The sequence below is a fragment of the Candidatus Poriferisocius sp. genome (assembly GCF_965208355.1).
Lineage (GTDB): Bacteria > Actinomycetota > Acidimicrobiia > Acidimicrobiales > Bin134 > Poriferisocius.
On sequence record NZ_CBDBOM010000003.1, the window covers coordinates 2,049,928 to 2,064,867 of the forward strand.

The window sequence follows — 14,940 nt, forward strand, 5'->3', positions numbered from 1 at the left end:
CCGGCGATGCACCGCCCCAGTCACTCAATTTGGGCGGGTCCAACCGACGCCCCTGGGACGCTCGTCGGCAGTTCCTCCGGTTTGAATGGCCTCGGTGCCGAAGCGTCCCCTGATGCGGTCGACGGCCCGGTCGACGTCGTGCCAGGACGGGGCACTGGCGTCCTCCAGGGATAGCTGGCGTTGACCGGGATCCTCCAACTCCGACACCCCCACCCCAATGAGGCGCACGCCGGAGGCGACGTCCACCTCTTCCAGCAGCCGCTTGGCCTCCCGGGCCAGCACCACCCCGGAGTCAACCGGGCTGGTCAGCGTGTGAGACCGGGTGATGGTGTTGAAGTCCCCGAAGCGGATCTTGAGGGTGACCGTACGTCCCGCCAATTCGGCGGCCCTAAGGCGGGATGCCACTGAGTCGCTCAGAGCCACTATCGCCGCGCCAAGGTCCTCGTGGGTGTGCAGATCGCGGGAAAACGTCTGTTCCCGGCTCATTGACTTGGGCGCCGTGTTGGGAACAACCGGTCGGGGGTCGACTGCGTTGGCCAGATCGTGAAGATGCCGGCTGTGAGCGTTGCCGACGACCGCGGCCAGCCGGTCGAGGGGATATTCGGCCAACTCTCCAATGGTGGATATTCCGATGCGGCTGAGATGGGCCAGCGTGGCCGGACCCACTCCCCAGATGTCTCTCACCGGGCGGGGGGCCAAGAACGCCCGTTCCTCGCCGACCGGCACCTCAAACACCCCAACGCCGCCTGTGGGCCCTTGGGGTGTGGGCTCAGGCTTGGCCAGCTTGGACCCCAGCTTGGCCAAGAACTTGACCGCGGCCACCCCTACCGCGCAATTGATGCCCTCGTCATCGCGAACCTGACGTCTGATCAGATGGCCAATTGCCACCGGGGAGTCATGGGCGCCAGACACATCCAAGAACGCCTCATCTACTGACAAAGGCTCCACCAGCGGCGTGAACGACCGCAGGATAACCATGATGCGGTCGCTCACCTGGGAGTACAGCTCGTGGTCGCCGGGCAAGAACACAATCTCTGGACACAGGCGGCGGGCCTGAACCGCCGGCATGGCTGAATGCACCCCGAAGGACCGGGCTTCGTAGGAGGCCGACGCCACCACCCCCCGGGTGCCCGGACCGCCCACCGCCAGTGGCAGACCTCGCAATTCTGGGCGGCGAAGCTGCTCCACGGACACGAAGAATGCGTCCATGTCCACGTGCAAGATGGACCCCGACCGGGTATTCCCGCTCTCGTCGCCCATATTCCCCATAACTGTGACTAGAGCCTGGTGACCGCGAGACCGTCGATCTCGGTGCCGGTCACCTGATAGCGGTAGGTCAGCTTCTGGTCGGGGCGATTTCGACACCACTCCATCAGCGGTTCTCGCACCCAGCGGGGACTCTGGACCAAGCGGACCTCGCACTCGTCGGGATGGTAAAAGTCGGCGTGCTCCACGATTCCGTCGGGATCTTCCAGAACGATCTCGCCGTACCAGTCCACAGCACGGTGGGTCTCCACCCGAAGCCGCCACCCGAGGTCGGTGAAATCCACGGTTATCTCGTACAGCGGGCCCTCCCAGAGATGAACCTGGATCCCGGTTTCCTCCTGCACCTCACGGCCCAGCGCCTCCAGCATGGTCTCACCGGGATCGACCACCCCGCCGGGCGTGCTCCACTCCACCGAGTCGTTGCGGCGCCGGTTGCGCACCAAAAGCAACTGATCCCCCCGCAGCACCACTCCTCCGGCCACCTCCCAGTCCCGAACTCGCCCCGCAGCCTCCCCCGGCATCCCCCCAGTATGGCCCGGCCTGGTGACATCGCAACCCGGCCCCAACACGATTGCCCGGTTCACCGCCCCCGTAACATGGGCGGATGGTGGATTCGGGATCGCCCGAGGAGCGCTCAGCCCTACCCCCCAAGGGGGCGCGGTGGCTGGCCTTCGCGTCGATTCTCGTCGGCGGGCTGTGCGGGGGGCTTATCGGCTTCGCCTACATCGATCTCCAGTGCGAGGGCGACTGTGCCTTGTGGACCGGGCTTGGGGCCCTGATCGGCGCGGTGGCAGGGGCGGTCGGCTTGGCCGTGGTGGCGATTTTGACGTTGCGGGCCATGGAGGAGTGGCGGCGGTTCGGCGGCCGCCGACAAGACCGCGATCGGTACTAGCCCAACTCCCTGTCAGCCGGGCGCGGACGCCAGCGCGGCCACGGCCCGGTCGATATCGGCGTCGTCCACGTCCAAATGGGTGACGAAGCGGACGATGCCCGGCGCCAGCAGCCCCGCTCTGATGCCTGCGGTGCGCAGGTGATCCAGCAGGCCCAGAGAATCGGAGTGGCGGAAGGCCACAACGTTGGTGAACGGGCGCCCGCAAACCGCCTCGGCCTCTCCCAGGCGAGCGCCGGGCCAACGCTCGGCCACCACGTCGCCGAGTCGCTGGGCCCGGGCGTGGTCGTCGGCCAACCGATCGATGTGGTGGTCCAGGGCAAATAGCCCCCCGGCGGCAATCACCCCGGCCTGGCGCATGGCCCCGCCCAGCCGCCGCCGGTGCAACCGGGCCTCGTCGATCAGGTCGGCCGGGCCGGCCAGAAGTGAGCCCACCGGTGCCCCCAGCCCCTTGGACACGCACGACATGACCGTGGTCGCGGTGCTGGCCAAATCCTCGGCGGTGGTCCCCAAGGCAACGGCAGCGTTGAACAGGCGGGCGCCGTCCAAATGCACGGGCGGCCCCAATGCGGCAGCCCTGGCCAGTTCATCACCCCCGATGGCCAGGCCACCGGAGGACAGATGGGTGTTCTCCAGGCAGATCAGCGACACCGGAGGCCAAAATCCACCGTTGCCAGTCGCTACCGCCTCGGCGGCGGCCTCTGTGTCGAGCACTCCCCCGGCGTCGTCGACGGCGTAGATCTGAAAGGCGTTGTTTAGCCCGGCCGCACCGCTCTCGTAGGACATCAAGTGCTGGCGGCGGCCCACAACCACGTTGCTGCCCGCCGTTCCGTGCAGCCGCAGGGCGATCTGGTTGCCCATCGTGCCCGACGGCACGTACACCGCGCCCGGCTTGCCTGCCAGCTCAGCAAACCGCTCCTCCAAGCGGTTGACCGTGGGATCCTCCCCGTAGCGGTCGTCGCCCACCGGCGCCGAAGCCATGGCCTGCCTCATGGCCTCAGTCGGCTGGGTAAGAGTGTCCGACCGAAGGTCCACCACGCCGCTATTTGTCATCAATGTCAGCGTAGAGTTCAGCTGTGCCAGAGACCGAACCCTTATCAGCGTCGGCAATTCCTGCGTGGGACCATCTGGAGAAGCTGGCGGCTGAGGCCGCTGAGGTGGCGGCTTCCCTGCTGCGAGCCGAGTCCGGAACCCAACTCCAGATTTCGGCCAAGTCGTCGCGTACCGACCTGGTGACCGACATGGACGTGGCCTGCGAGGCCGCCATCGTGGATTTCCTGACCTCCCATCGGCCCGACGACGCAGTGATGGGCGAAGAGGGTACGGGCCGCGACGGCACCAGCGGCGTGCGCTGGATCATTGACCCCATCGACGGCACGGTGAACTTCGTCTACGGCCATGTCGGCTTCGGGGTTTCGGTGGCTGCCGAGGCCGATGGCCAGATCGTCGCCGGCGCGGTGATCGACCCGGTTTTGGGCGAGACGTTCACCGCGCACCGGGGAGGTGGTGCGCGCCTCAACGGACGGCCGATTCATGTCCGCCCTGACGGTGATCCTGCACTGGCGCTAGTAGCCACCGGGTTCTCGTACGCTCACGACCGCCGGCCGCGCCAGGCCGAAGTGCTCAAGGAGCTGCTTCCGCTCATCGGCGACATCCGTCGAGTGGGCGGGGCCGCCGTCGATTTGTGCTCAGTGGCCTGCGGCCGGGTGGACGCCTTCTTCGAAGTGGGGCTGAATCCGTGGGACTATGCCGCGGGAGTGCTGATCTGCGAAGAGGCCGGCGCGATCGTCCAAGATCTGAGCGGCGGCTCTCCCAGCAGCGCATTTGTGTTTGCTGCCGCTCCCGCGGTGGCCGAGACCCTGCTGAAACTGCTTCAAAACGCCGAAGCCGACCGACTATGAGCTCCCCCGCCACGCATTTGGGCTGAAAATCAGGCACCATTTCAGGGTGGGAACTCGCATCCTGGCCATTGAGGACGACGAGAGGATCCGAACTGCGGTCCGTCTTGCCCTTGAAGACGAGGGTTGGGACGTTCTGGAGGCGGCCAACGGGCAGGATGCCTTTGACGCGTTTTCCGAGTCGCCAGCCGACGTCGTTCTCATCGACATCATGCTCCCCGATATCGACGGCTTCGAGGTATGCCGCACCATTCGCCGCTCCAGCGACGTTCCCATCATCATGGTCACGGCTCGAGCCGACACCCATGATGTAGTAGCCGGACTTGAGGCGGGCGCTGACGACTACCTGACCAAGCCCTTCGCGCCTAAAGAGCTCTCTGCCCGCATCCGCGCCCTGTTGCGCCGGGTCCGAACCACCGACACCACCATGACCGAGATGCGCTTCGGGCGGCTGGAGATCATGCCCGAACAAGGGGTGGTGACCATTGACGGCGAAGAGGCCCACCTAACCAAGACGGAGTTCCGCCTTTTGGTCGAGCTGGCCAGCAACTCTGGCAAAGTGCTCAGCCGTGAAGTGCTTCTGGAGCGGGTGTGGGATCTCGGTTATTTCGGCGACGGCCGACTGGTGGACGTCCACATCCGACGGCTGCGCACCAAAATCGAGACCGACCCGGCCAATCCGCGTTACGTGGTCACCGTTCGCGGCCTGGGGTACAAGCTCCAGGCTTAGAGTCCAGCGCGCGAATGTCCTGGCCCGAAGAGGGTGCCGCGGCCCCCAATCTGGGATTTCTCTCCCGCATCTGGCACCGAGCGGGCTCGCGGGCTCGCAGGCTGAGGCTGCGCACCCGCATCATCCTGGCTCTGGTGCTGACCACGCTGCTCCTGTCGGCACTGCTCAGCGTCACCGTGTTCGCGCTGACCCGCCAGAACCTGCTCAACGGGAGAGAGAACGACGCCCTGGCCACAGTGGGCTTCAACGCCTCGGTGGTGAACCGCCGCCTCAGCCCCGATATCGAATCCGAGGCCCTCCAGAACCTGGTCAGCACGCTGGCCACCCCCGAGGGCTCCCGACCGGTGCTGCGGGTGGGCAGCGATTGGTTCCAGCCGTCCTTCGAATTCGAGCAGGGCGATATCGACGAGCGTCTCCGCCGAACGGTGGAGGGGGGCACCCCGGCGCGCATGCGCTACCGGGTCAGGGACAAGCCCTTCTTGGTGATCGGAATCCCGATTCCCGGCCACAACGCCTCCTACTACGAGGCCACGCCCCTGGATGAGATCGAGGACACGCTGGGCTCGCTGGGCCTGATCCTGGCCAGCGCGGGCGGAGGCGTGACCTTGGCCTCCGCTGGAGTGGGCTTCTGGGCCAGCCGCCGTCTGCTGCGGCCGCTGGTGGATATCGGCGCGGCGGCCCAGTCCATTGCCCGAGGCGACCTCAGCACCCGGCTGGAGGCCGGAGCCGCCCGGGAGCTGGTCGCGCTCACCGACTCCTTCAACGAGATGGTGGGAGCGCTCCAAGATCGGATCGCCCGCGACGAGCGATTCGCGTCCGAAGTGAGCCATGAGCTGCGATCGCCGCTGATGACTCTCTCCGCCTCGGTGGAAGTGATGAACACCCGCCGGGCCGAGCTGCCGGAACGGGCCCGGACCGCCCTGGACCTGCTGACTGAGGACGTCGACCGCTTCGAGCACCTGGTGGAGGACCTGCTGGAGATTTCCCGCTTCGACGTGGGCACCGCCGAGCTCGACCTGGACGTATTCAACTTGCTGGAGTTCGTGGAGAATGCGGTGTCGGCCACCAGCCCGGTCGAGATCCCCATTGTGTGCGATCTGGTCACCGCTCGGACCAGGGTGCGGGCCGACAAGCGGCGGATGATGCAGGTCATCGACAATCTCCTGAGCAATGCGCAGAAATACGCCGGAGGAGCCGTCAGGATCACTCTCGGCCACCAAATGAAGGAGGTCGTGATCGCGGTAGACGACTCCGGTCCCGGTGTGGCCGATGACGAGAAGGAGCACATCTTCGACCGCTTCTCCCGGGGCCGCCAGACGGTCGAGCGGGGAACCTCCACCGGGGTGGGACTGGGACTGGCACTGGTGGCCGAGCACGTCCGACTCCACGAGGGCCGGGTCTGGTGTGAGGATCGACCCGACGGTCAGCCGGGGACCAGATTCGTTGTCCATCTCCCCATAGCCGTGCCATGAACATGTCGAACACACTGCTGCGCCGGGGTGGGGCCAAGGCCGCAACTCTCTTGTCGGCCGCTGCTCTGCTGCTGGCTGCGGCTCTGCTAATGGCCACGGGCTGCTCGGTGCCCGAGGACAGTCGTCCCCGCACCGTTGACTATTCACGGCTTCCCGATGTGCTGGCCGCGCCCACTGAATCGCCCGAACCGACGCCGCTCATCACCCAAGAAGTGCTCATCTACCTGATCGACGAGAACAACCTGCTGTCACCAGTCGTGCGCAATGTGGCCAGCCCGGCCCGTCCCAGCGCCGTGTTGGAAGCCCTGTTCTCGGCCCCCAATGAGGCTGAATCCAATCAAGCCCTCTCCACGGCCCTGCCGGCCGACGTCGAGGTGGTGGCGGTGAACGTTGACCAGTCCAGCGACATGGTGACCGTGGCGTTGGAGTCCGAGGTATTCGAAGAGCGCCTGGAGGGCGAGAATCGCCAGCTCGCAGTAGCCCAGCTGGTGTTCACCGCCACCGAGAACACCAGCTCGACCCGATTCTCACTGCTGTTGAACGACAATCCTGTGCCGCTTCCCACCGACAGCGGGGAGAGCGACTTGCCTGTTACCCGGGACGACTTCTACTCGCTGGATCCCGAATACCAGCCGGAGCCCACGCCCGAGCCCACGCCGACTGAGACCCTTCCGCCGACGCCGCCGCCCGAGACTCCCACTGCGCCGCCAGCGACTCCGATACCCACACCGACAACCCCGCCCACTCCCGTGGCGACCCCGACCCCTGAGCCCACCCCCACTCTGCCGCCCGGACTGCCCCCAGACTTCAGACTGGATTTCGGTGACAACTAGCTGCCGGTGGCGGTTGCTGGCGCCTCCCAGTTAGGGCAGTTAGGGGAAGAAAGCTCGGGCCACCTCATAGAGAGCGGGGCTGACCGGCTTCAACTCGGCCACCGCGTCGGCCAGCCGCACTCGGGCCATCTCGCCGTTTTGGAAGGCCACCATCGACCCCCAGTCGCTGTCGTGGACGGCGTCGATGGCCGCGATGCCGTACCAGGAGCACAGAACTCGGTCGAATGCCGAGGGGGTGCCACCCCGCTGAATGTGGCCCAGCACGGTGACCCTGGTGTCGAATCCGGTTCGGGCCTCGATCTCCGCGGCCACTAACTGGCCGATTCCCCCCAGCCGGACATGGCCGAATTCATCGATTTCCGGCTCGGGCAGCTCCAAAGTGCCCTCCTTGGGCCGAGCCCCCTCGGCTATCACCACGATGGACGCCCACCGGCCCCGCTGGTGGCGCCGAGTGATGGCTTCGGCCACCGCGTCGATGTCGAAGGGCTCCTCAGGAATCAAGGTGAGGGTCGCCCCTCCGGCAATGCCGGCCCAGGTGGCGATATGCCCCACGTTGCGGCCCATAACCTCCACCACCATCACCCGGTCGTGCGATTCCGCGGTGGTATGCAGTCGGTCGATGGCCCCGGTGGCGATCTCCACCGCAGTGTCGAAACCGAAGGTCAGCTCAGTGAGCCCAATGTCGTTGTCGATGGTCTTGGGCACGCCAACAACATTGGCTGCGCCTGCCTCGTATACCCCCACACCCGCCGACAGGGTTCCTTCGCCCCCGATGACGATCAACGCCTCGGTGCCGGTGGACTCCATAGTGGCTCGCACTCGTTCGATCCCGTCGTCGTACATTCGGGGAGACATCCGAGAGGTGCCCAACACCGTGCCCCCCCGGGGCAGGGTTCCCCGCATGTACTCCACGTCCACTTCGATGAACTCGCCCTCGAGCACCCCTCGCCAGCCGTCCAGAAAGCCGATCACCGAGTCGCCGTAGTGGCGTTCGGCCTTGCGCACGATGGCCCGGATAACGGCGTTCAAACCCGGGCAGTCACCTCCCCCGGTCAAAAGGCCGACTCTCATGGGAAGCTTGCCCCTAATCCAGCTTGGCCAGCGATTGGCGCAGCTGGCGGACGGCCTGCGCCGTGCGCTGCTCATTCTCTATCAGCGCAAATCTCACGTGGCCCTCACCGCCGGGACCGAATCCCACCCCAGGAGACACCGCCACCCGGGCATCGCGGACCAGCCAGGACGCGAACTCCACCGAGCCCATCTCCCGATAGGGCTCGGGGATCTTGGCCCACACGAACATGGTCCCCTTGGGTGGCTCCACCTCCCACCCCATTCGATTCAGCCCCGAGCACAGGGCGTCGCGGCGACTCTGGTAGATGTCGCACACCTCTTTGGGGTGCCCAGGCGCCTCGTTCAGGGTCACCGTGGCCGCGATCTGTATGGGCTGGAAGGTGCCGTAGTCCAAGTAGGACTTGAGCTTGGCCAGCGCCGCCACCACCTGGGGATTTCCCACCATGAACGCCACCCGCCAACCGGCCATGGAGAATGACTTGGTCATGGAATAAAGCTCCACCGCCACGTCCTTGGCCCCCTCCACCTGCATGATGGAAGGCGGCAGGTAGCCGTCGTAGCCCAGATCGGCATAGGCGAAATCGTGGACCAGCAGCACATCGTGCTCCTTGGCGAAGGCCACCACGCCAGCCATGAACTCCAAGTCGACACAAGCCGTAGTGGGGTTGTGGGGAAACGAGAGCACGATGATGCGGGGCTTGGGCCAGGAGTAGCGCCAGCGCTCCTGCATCGTTCCGAAGAAGTCGGTGCCGGTGCTCAACGGGATCTCCCGCACCTCGGCCCCGGCGAACAGCGGGGCATAGAGGTGGATCGGATAGGAGGGAGATGGCACCAAGGCGGCGTCGCCGGGCTGGAGAAGGGTCCACATGAGATGGGAGAACCCCTCCTTGGCCCCGATGGTGTTGATCACCTCGGTGTCGGGATCGAGATACACCCCGAACCGCCGGGCGTAGTACCCGGCGATTGCCTCACGCAGCTTGGGGATGCCCCGGCTGGCCGAGTAGCGGTGATTGCGGGGGTTGCGGGTGGCTTCCGCCAACTTCTCCACTGCAATATCCGGCGAAGGGAGATCGGGATTGCCGAATCCCAGGTCGATGACGTCGTGGCCGGCTCGGCGACCTTCAACCTTCAGTTCATTGATGATGGTGAAGACGTACGGGGGCAGGTTGTTGATCCGTCGGAACTCCACAGGTCCAATCTACTTTCTGAGGGGGCGAATTCAGAGGAGTTTCCCGACGCCCGATTCGGCTCGGCTGCGCAGATCCTCCAGCGCGGTCTGCATGATCCGGGCCTCGGCCCTGCGCTTGACGAAACCGGGCAGCGGCATCACCATCTGGACGGCGAGGTGATAGGAGACCTCGGTTCGATCCGGCTCGCCGGGCACCGCATTGAAGCAATACTCCCCGTCGAGGCGCCGGGTCAGATCCCCCTGCACCAATCGCCAGGAAACCCGCAGGGGGTTGGATCCGTAGTAGTACTCCAGCAAATAGCTGGTGCTGCGTCCCATGGCCGCAGCCCTGAATGACACCAAGCCGCCCCTACCGTCGTCGTCCCGTCGGATCACCTCGACCTGTTTCACTTCGGTGGCCCACTCGGGATAAGACTCGAAATCGCACACCACCTCGAAGCAGCGCGCGGGCGACGCCTCAATGGTGATGCTCTTGGTGGCCTGGTCAAACATCGTCACCGTTCCTGTTGGGATCGCCGCGTTCTGAATTTGTGCCGTCGGGGAGCCGGGGCGGGAATGTCCCGTGTCTGGCACCCCATGCGCCAGACAAACCCAGCGCATAGACAGGTACCAGGATACCGAATGCAGATGCGGTAAACGGACGCACCGAGGCTGCGGCCAAAGCCACAATAAATTGCACAGCCAGAGCGGCCATCATCGAGAGCCGCACCGAGCGGGGCGCGCATCCGGCCAGGAAATAGAGTCCCCCCACCCCGATCAACTCGTAGCGGCTGCGCTGCAAGGCCCGCTGGAAGGCCCAGAGCATGGCCCAGCACCCGATTGCCAGCAGCCCGAGTGACACCACTGCTATGGGCACCGCCATCGGATCGGGAAAGGCGGTGGTGAGTATGGCGATGGCGGTGAACACCCAGGTACCCGCCCAGCAGGCCTGGAGGAGGGCCGGGCCCTCGACCTCCGGTGGCACCAACCGATTTCGCCAAGACAATGGAATCACTCACCCCGTGAGGCGACCGCGCCGCGCCATCATCGGTTCTTTCGCCGGGCGACGACCTCGGCTATCACGGTTCGAAGCCGCTCGGCCATGTGGTCATAGGAGAACTCGGCCACTGCCCTCAGCCGGCTCTCCAAGCCCATCCGCTGAAGGCGAATCCGATCCGACAGCAGGGTGTCCAGACATGCGGTTACTGCGTCCAGTTGACTGGGCTTCTGCACCACCAGTCCGGTTCGGCCGTGCTCCACCGCCTCAGCCGCCCCTCCGCTATCCCCGGCAAGTTGCGGCACCCCGGCGGCCGCGGCCTCCAAGAACACGATGCCGAATCCCTCCTGCTCCAGACCTCCCCAGCGCTGCCGGCACACCATGGCAAACACGTCGGCACAGCCGTAGAGGTCGGGCAGGTCTGAATCGGCCACCCGGTCCAGCAGGCGGGCCGGTGCCCCCGTGGTCCCGATCATCCGATCCAAGCGGGCCCTATCCCGGCCGGCCCCGGCCACCGCCAGGGTTAGCCCCGGATGGCGGTCAGCCAACCGGGCCGATGCCGAAATGAGTACATCCATGCCCTTGCGGGGCACCAACCGGCTGATCGACACCACGACCGGGGCGTTGACCGGAAGACCGAATCGAAGGCGGGCCGCCCGCCTTTGAGCCGCATCCAGCGGCTTGAAGCGGTCGACATCGACCCCCGGCGGCACGATCACTGCGGGCAGCGGTCCACCGGCGGCGCGTTCGGCCTCGTCCACCGAGTATCGGCCAGCGGTGATCACCACCTCGGCGCCCCGCAACACCTTGGCCAACATCTGCTTGCTTCCCGGCAGTCGTCCGGGAACGGTGACCTCGGCACCATGGAGGATCACGCCATAGGGATGGGGAAGCCGGGGGGCCAGCAAACCCAGGGGAACCGCGGGGTCATAGAGAACCAGCTCGGCGTCGATTTCGGCGACCAATTCGGATATCTCCACCGCCATGTCCTGAGTAGGCAGAAGGAACTGGCGGGGCGAGCGGATCACCTGGTGGTTCTGCTGCGCATCCCACTGCGAGTCTCCGGGATGGGAGCGGGTCAGCACGCAGACCTCTTCTGGGGGCAGTCGGCGCCACAGCTCCCACAGGTAGTTCTGGATGCCCCCGAGCTTGGGGGGATAGTCGTTGGTGACCAACAGATGGCGGGGCATGTTCAAACCGCCTCCGCAGCGGTGATTCCGAGGCGGGAAGCCGCCCAATCGGCGTGGCGCACCAGCATGGGATCGGATGCCGACTGATAGCGGTGTACGGTGCCGGCCACTTCGGGGTCGGTCCCCCGTCCGGAGTTCCCCAGCGCGACCAGGGCATTGCGCCGCACATAGCGGGGATCGCGCTTGGGGATGTACCAGCGGCCGTAGCGGGCCATCAGCTCGTCGTCGTCCAATTGCAGCAGCTCCACAAGGTCTACCCATGGGGTGTCATCTTCCCGATCGCCGTCGCCAGTTGCGGCCCTGGTTTGGTCCGACTCAGCCAGCCGGTTGGGCGGGCACACCTCTTGGCAGTCGTCGCAGCCATAGATCCGGTCGCCCAGCGCCTCTCGGAATTCAAGGGGGAAATCACCATCGGCTTGCACCAGCCATGCCAGGCACCTCCGGGCGTCCACGACGCCGGGAGCCACGATTGCCCCCGTCGGACAGCCGTCCAAGCAGCGGCGGCAAGGGCCGCACTGGTCGGGCACTGGGGTCGACGGATCCAGCTCAGCGGTGGTTATCACCGTCCCCAGCACGAACCAGCTTCCCTTCCCCGGAAGCAGGATGTTGCTGTTCTTGCCGTACCAGCCCAGCCCGGCCCTGTTGGCCGCCTCCCGGTCCACCAGGGCGTTGTCGTCTGCCACCACTGCGGCGTTGTGCCCAGCTCCGTGAAGCAGATCGGCGACTTGGCTGAGGGCGTCTCGCAGCTCTGCATAGTGGTCTCGGCGGGCGTAGGCAGCCACCCGGCCCACAGCCCGGTCGGGCCGTGCTGAGGCGGCGCGCCGATAGCCGAGGGCCCCAACCACCAGGGATCGGGCCCCGCCCACCGTTCGGCCCGGGTCGGTGGAGCGATCGGGGTTCCGATAGGTAAACGCCATACCACCGTGCAGGCCCTGCTCGCGCCGGTCCACCAGGGTGGCCCGGGTGGACTCGAAAGGGTCGGCCGGGGCTATCCCTACGGCGTCGAGTCCAGCCGCCAAGCCAGCGGTGATCACCTCATCGGCGCTGATGGCGCTCACCGGTCTCCAAATCCCGTCCAGCTATCGGGGTATTCCACCTCGAGGCCCATGATCTCCAGCAGCTTGCGGGGGTGGACGAGGTTGGCCCCTCGGTCTCTGGCCCGTTCGCGGACCTCGCCGTCCTCAGAGACCACCACAAGCTGCCGCGACAGCGGATGGGAATCGCACTGGTTGATGATGTAGTCGTCGGCGGTCACCCCTGGCTGGGAAAAGCGGACGGTCACCCCGAGAGAGCGGGCGGTGGTGGAGATGTAGTCGTAGTCGGTCTCGGTGCCGTCGAATACCACCACGAATTCCGCCCCCGTGTACCGGGCGCTCAACTCCTCCATCTTTTGGAGAAACCGGTGCCGTTGCTCTTGTAAGGGGAGTTTTTCCCAGTTCTTGAAGGTCACGTTGTAGCCGTCGACCAACACCACAACTTCGGGCACCTGTCGAAGCAGAAACTCCGCGGCTTCCGGGGTGTCATTGAGCAGCCCGCCGGGCATCGGGACGGGCGTGCGCTTGGTCAACAGGGGCGTCGCAGGCTTGGGCTCAACCTCTGGAGGGAGCTCAAATCCAACCGCCCGGGCCATGGCCACCTCGTCCTCGGCGACGGCCAAGCGCGCCTTGAGGCTGCTGACCTCTTCGCCATGCTGCTCGCGGGAGTCCCTCAGCTGCTTCTTCAACCTGTCAACTTGGGCGACAGCGCTCCTGAGCTTCTCGTCGGTGCGGTTCTGCTTTCGCTGGGCCCGGGCCGAGTTGCTCTCGGCGGCATCGAGGGCGGCCCTCGCCTGATCCAATTCGGCGACCAGCCTCTGAGCCTCCTCTTCGGCCCGACGGACCTCGGTGCGGGCCTGGGCAGCCTGAATCCGGGCCTCGTCCCGCTCTCGACTGGCCTTGTCCCGCTGGTTGTCAGCCTTCTTCTGGGCGGCCTCAGCCCGCTGGAGCCGCTGCTCCAACTCTTGGGTTTTCTGGGCATCAGCAGCCGCTTCCGATTTGCGCTGGGCTTCCGCCGTCAGCTCGGCGGACTCCTGCTGCCAGCCGTCGGGGCGGGTCAGCCAAAGCCAGCCGACCCGGCCCATGTCTTTTTCGGAGCTGGCGTCAACCACCCGATCTCGGAACTCCTCGTCGGACTCCACCACCTCGCGCACTTGGTCCATGGCCCGTTCGCTGAACTTCTTGAACGTCAATACTTGCTTCAATCGGGCGGGCGGGTCTATCGGCGGTTTCTCCTTCTGCCCGGCCCGAGCGACTTCCACCGACTGCATGAGCACATCTCTCAGTTGTTCAGTCGTAGGACTATCCCCCGGTTTCATCGTTGCTCCTCGGCCGCGGCCTGAACCGAGGCGGCGACAAACGCTTCGAGCGCTTGGCCGGCCCGACCGCTGTCTATGGACGCGCCGGCTGCTTCTAGCCCGTCTTCCAACGAGTCGGACACCTCGGCGACCACCAGCGCGGCCGCGGCGTTGAGAACCACGATGTCTCGGTGGGCACCCGGGTGGCCGTCGAGCACCCGCCGCAGGCAGTCGGCATTGACGGCCGCATCGCCGCCCACCAGGTCCTCCTGGCTGGCCGGGGCCAAGGAGAGATCCGCGGGATCCACCGTCTGGCGATGCAGGTCTCCATCCCGCAGTTCCCACACGTCGGTCGGCCCGGTAGTCGACAGCTCGTCCAATCCATCGTGGCCGTGCACGATCATCGCCCGCTCCGACCCGGTGGCGGCCAGCACCTCCAGCATGATCTCGGCCATCGCCCGGTCGCTCACACCCACCAACTGCCGCTTGACCCCGGCTGGATTGGCCAGAGGGCCAAGGAAATTGAACACCGTGGCCACGGCCAGTTCGCGGCGGGCTGGCCCCGCGTGGCGCATGGCCGGGTGAAAGCGAGGAGCCATACAGAAACCGAAACCGGCCTCGGTCACACACCGGGCCACCCCTTCGGGACCCAGGTCGATGACCGCGCCCAGCGCCTCCAGCACATCGGCAGAGCCGCATTGAGAAGAGGCCGACCGATTGCCGTGCTTGCACACTCTGGCCCCCGCGCCCACCGCCACCAACGCCGCCGCAGTGGACACGTTGATGCTCCCGCTGTTGTCGCCGCCGGTGCCGCAAGTGTCGATGAGTCCGAGACCTGCGACGTCCACAGGGACCGTCTCCGCAGCCGCCCGCATGGCCGACAACAGTCCTACCAGCTCTTCCGCGGTCTCGCCCTTGGTCCGCAGGGCCATCACGAAGCCACCGATCTGGGCTGGAGTGGCCTCGCCGCTCAAGATCTCGGTCATGGCCGCGTTGGCAGCACCGGTCGTCAAGCTGCCTCCTGCGGTCAGTTGCCGGAATATCCCAGCCCATCCCCCGTATTGGCCCAGGCTCATCGTCCTAGTGTGGACCAT

Annotated in this window: 16 protein-coding genes; 5 read left to right on the plus strand and 11 right to left on the minus strand. The window is 66.1% G+C overall.

The features are described from left to right. Positions 1-24 precede the first annotated feature (24 nt). Both ACOGXH_RS10805 and ACOGXH_RS10810 read right to left on the minus strand, forming a co-directional pair. Complete coding sequence (locus ACOGXH_RS10805) at positions 25-1,260, minus strand: DNA polymerase IV (RefSeq protein WP_419929116.1); 1,236 nt, start codon at positions 1,258-1,260, stop codon at positions 25-27. A gap of 17 nt (positions 1,261-1,277) precedes the next feature. Continuing rightward, positions 1,278-1,787, minus strand: a complete 510-nt coding sequence (locus tag ACOGXH_RS10810; protein WP_419929117.1) for an NUDIX hydrolase — start codon at positions 1,785-1,787, stop codon at positions 1,278-1,280. 83 nt (positions 1,788-1,870) lie between these two features. On the opposite strand from ACOGXH_RS10810, the gene ACOGXH_RS10815 reads away from it, so the two are divergent. After that, positions 1,871-2,158, plus strand: a complete 288-nt coding sequence (locus ACOGXH_RS10815; protein ID WP_419929118.1) for a hypothetical protein — start codon at positions 1,871-1,873, stop codon at positions 2,156-2,158. A 12-nt stretch (positions 2,159-2,170) separates the two neighbouring features. Here the strand turns inward: ACOGXH_RS10815 and ACOGXH_RS10820 are convergent, their stop codons facing one another. Further along, positions 2,171-3,208 (minus strand): threonine aldolase family protein, encoded by a 1,038-nt coding sequence (locus tag ACOGXH_RS10820; protein WP_419929119.1) that lies wholly within the window; start codon positions 3,206-3,208, stop codon positions 2,171-2,173. Between the two features lie 23 nt (positions 3,209-3,231). On the opposite strand from ACOGXH_RS10820, the gene ACOGXH_RS10825 reads away from it, so the two are divergent. The 4 genes from ACOGXH_RS10825 to ACOGXH_RS10840 are packed head-to-tail and all read left to right on the plus strand — an operon-like array spanning position 3,232 to position 7,088. Next, positions 3,232-4,056 (plus strand): inositol monophosphatase family protein, encoded by an 825-nt coding sequence (locus tag ACOGXH_RS10825; protein ID WP_419929120.1) that lies wholly within the window; start codon positions 3,232-3,234, stop codon positions 4,054-4,056. Positions 4,057-4,102: 46 nt separating this feature from the next. Continuing rightward, positions 4,103-4,783, plus strand: coding sequence for a response regulator (locus ACOGXH_RS10830; protein ID WP_419929121.1), 681 nt, complete (start codon positions 4,103-4,105; stop codon positions 4,781-4,783). Positions 4,784-4,797: 14 nt separating this feature from the next. Continuing rightward, positions 4,798-6,255 (plus strand): sensor histidine kinase, encoded by a 1,458-nt coding sequence (locus ACOGXH_RS10835; protein ID WP_419929122.1) that lies wholly within the window; start codon positions 4,798-4,800, stop codon positions 6,253-6,255. Continuing rightward, positions 6,252-7,088 carry a GerMN domain-containing protein gene (locus ACOGXH_RS10840; protein ID WP_419929123.1) on the plus strand — a complete coding sequence of 279 codons (837 nt, stop codon included), beginning with the start codon at positions 6,252-6,254 and terminating at the stop codon, positions 7,086-7,088. The genes ACOGXH_RS10835 and ACOGXH_RS10840 overlap by 4 nt, the downstream gene beginning before the upstream one ends. Positions 7,089-7,127: 39 nt before the next feature. Here the strand turns inward: ACOGXH_RS10840 and ACOGXH_RS10845 are convergent, their stop codons facing one another. Genes ACOGXH_RS10845 through trpD form a run of 8 tightly spaced genes read right to left on the minus strand, consistent with a single transcriptional unit; the run spans position 7,128 to position 14,922 of the window. Beyond that, positions 7,128-8,159: a 6-phosphofructokinase gene (locus ACOGXH_RS10845; protein ID WP_419929124.1), complete on the minus strand. Its 1,032-nt coding sequence runs from the start codon at positions 8,157-8,159 to the stop codon at positions 7,128-7,130. Positions 8,160-8,172: 13 nt separating this feature from the next. After that, the gene (locus tag ACOGXH_RS10850; RefSeq protein WP_419929125.1) at positions 8,173-9,348 is read right to left on the minus strand and encodes an aminotransferase class I/II-fold pyridoxal phosphate-dependent enzyme; all 1,176 of its coding nucleotides are present in this window, start codon (positions 9,346-9,348) and stop codon (positions 8,173-8,175) included. A 30-nt stretch (positions 9,349-9,378) separates the two neighbouring features. Further along, complete coding sequence (locus tag ACOGXH_RS10855; protein ID WP_419930360.1) at positions 9,379-9,840, minus strand: SRPBCC family protein; 462 nt, start codon at positions 9,838-9,840, stop codon at positions 9,379-9,381. Beyond that, on the minus strand, positions 9,833-10,312 hold the full coding sequence (locus ACOGXH_RS10860) for a hypothetical protein (RefSeq protein WP_419929126.1): 480 nt from the start codon (positions 10,310-10,312) through the stop codon (positions 9,833-9,835). The genes ACOGXH_RS10855 and ACOGXH_RS10860 overlap by 8 nt, the downstream gene beginning before the upstream one ends. A gap of 59 nt (positions 10,313-10,371) precedes the next feature. Further along, entirely contained in the window at positions 10,372-11,514 is a 1,143-nt protein-coding gene (locus ACOGXH_RS10865) for a glycosyltransferase family 4 protein (protein ID WP_419929127.1), read from the minus strand. Positions 11,515-11,516: 2 nt separating this feature from the next. Continuing rightward, entirely contained in the window at positions 11,517-12,572 is a 1,056-nt protein-coding gene (gene queG, locus ACOGXH_RS10870) for a tRNA epoxyqueuosine(34) reductase QueG (protein ID WP_419929128.1), read from the minus strand. Then, positions 12,569-13,867, minus strand: a complete 1,299-nt coding sequence (locus tag ACOGXH_RS10875; protein WP_419929129.1) for an NYN domain-containing protein — start codon at positions 13,865-13,867, stop codon at positions 12,569-12,571. The genes queG and ACOGXH_RS10875 overlap by 4 nt, the downstream gene beginning before the upstream one ends. Beyond that, positions 13,864-14,922 (minus strand): anthranilate phosphoribosyltransferase, encoded by a 1,059-nt coding sequence (trpD, locus tag ACOGXH_RS10880; RefSeq protein ID WP_419929130.1) that lies wholly within the window; start codon positions 14,920-14,922, stop codon positions 13,864-13,866. Before trpD ends, ACOGXH_RS10875 begins: the two co-directional genes overlap by 4 nt. Positions 14,923-14,940: the final 18 nt, after the last annotated feature.

Excerpts from the sequence above, each read along its gene's own strand:
- ACOGXH_RS10805 (WP_419929116.1), bottom strand. The coding sequence starts at position 1,260 with ATGGGCGACGAGAGCGGGAATACCCGGTCGGGGTCCATCTTGCACGTG.
- ACOGXH_RS10810 (WP_419929117.1), bottom strand. The coding sequence starts at position 1,787 with ATGCCGGGGGAGGCTGCGGGGCGAGTTCGGGACTGGGAGGTGGCCGGA.
- ACOGXH_RS10815 (WP_419929118.1), top strand. The coding sequence starts at position 1,871 with ATGGTGGATTCGGGATCGCCCGAGGAGCGCTCAGCCCTACCCCCCAAG.
- ACOGXH_RS10820 (WP_419929119.1), bottom strand. The coding sequence starts at position 3,208 with ATGACAAATAGCGGCGTGGTGGACCTTCGGTCGGACACTCTTACCCAG.
- ACOGXH_RS10835 (WP_419929122.1), top strand. The coding sequence starts at position 4,798 with ATGTCCTGGCCCGAAGAGGGTGCCGCGGCCCCCAATCTGGGATTTCTC.
- ACOGXH_RS10840 (WP_419929123.1), top strand. The coding sequence starts at position 6,252 with ATGAACATGTCGAACACACTGCTGCGCCGGGGTGGGGCCAAGGCCGCA.
- ACOGXH_RS10845 (WP_419929124.1), bottom strand. The coding sequence starts at position 8,159 with ATGAGAGTCGGCCTTTTGACCGGGGGAGGTGACTGCCCGGGTTTGAAC.
- ACOGXH_RS10855 (WP_419930360.1), bottom strand. The coding sequence starts at position 9,840 with ATGTTTGACCAGGCCACCAAGAGCATCACCATTGAGGCGTCGCCCGCG.
- ACOGXH_RS10865 (WP_419929127.1), bottom strand. The coding sequence starts at position 11,514 with ATGCCCCGCCATCTGTTGGTCACCAACGACTATCCCCCCAAGCTCGGG.
- ACOGXH_RS10875 (WP_419929129.1), bottom strand. The coding sequence starts at position 13,867 with ATGAAACCGGGGGATAGTCCTACGACTGAACAACTGAGAGATGTGCTC.
- trpD (WP_419929130.1), bottom strand. The coding sequence starts at position 14,922 with ATGAGCCTGGGCCAATACGGGGGATGGGCTGGGATATTCCGGCAACTG.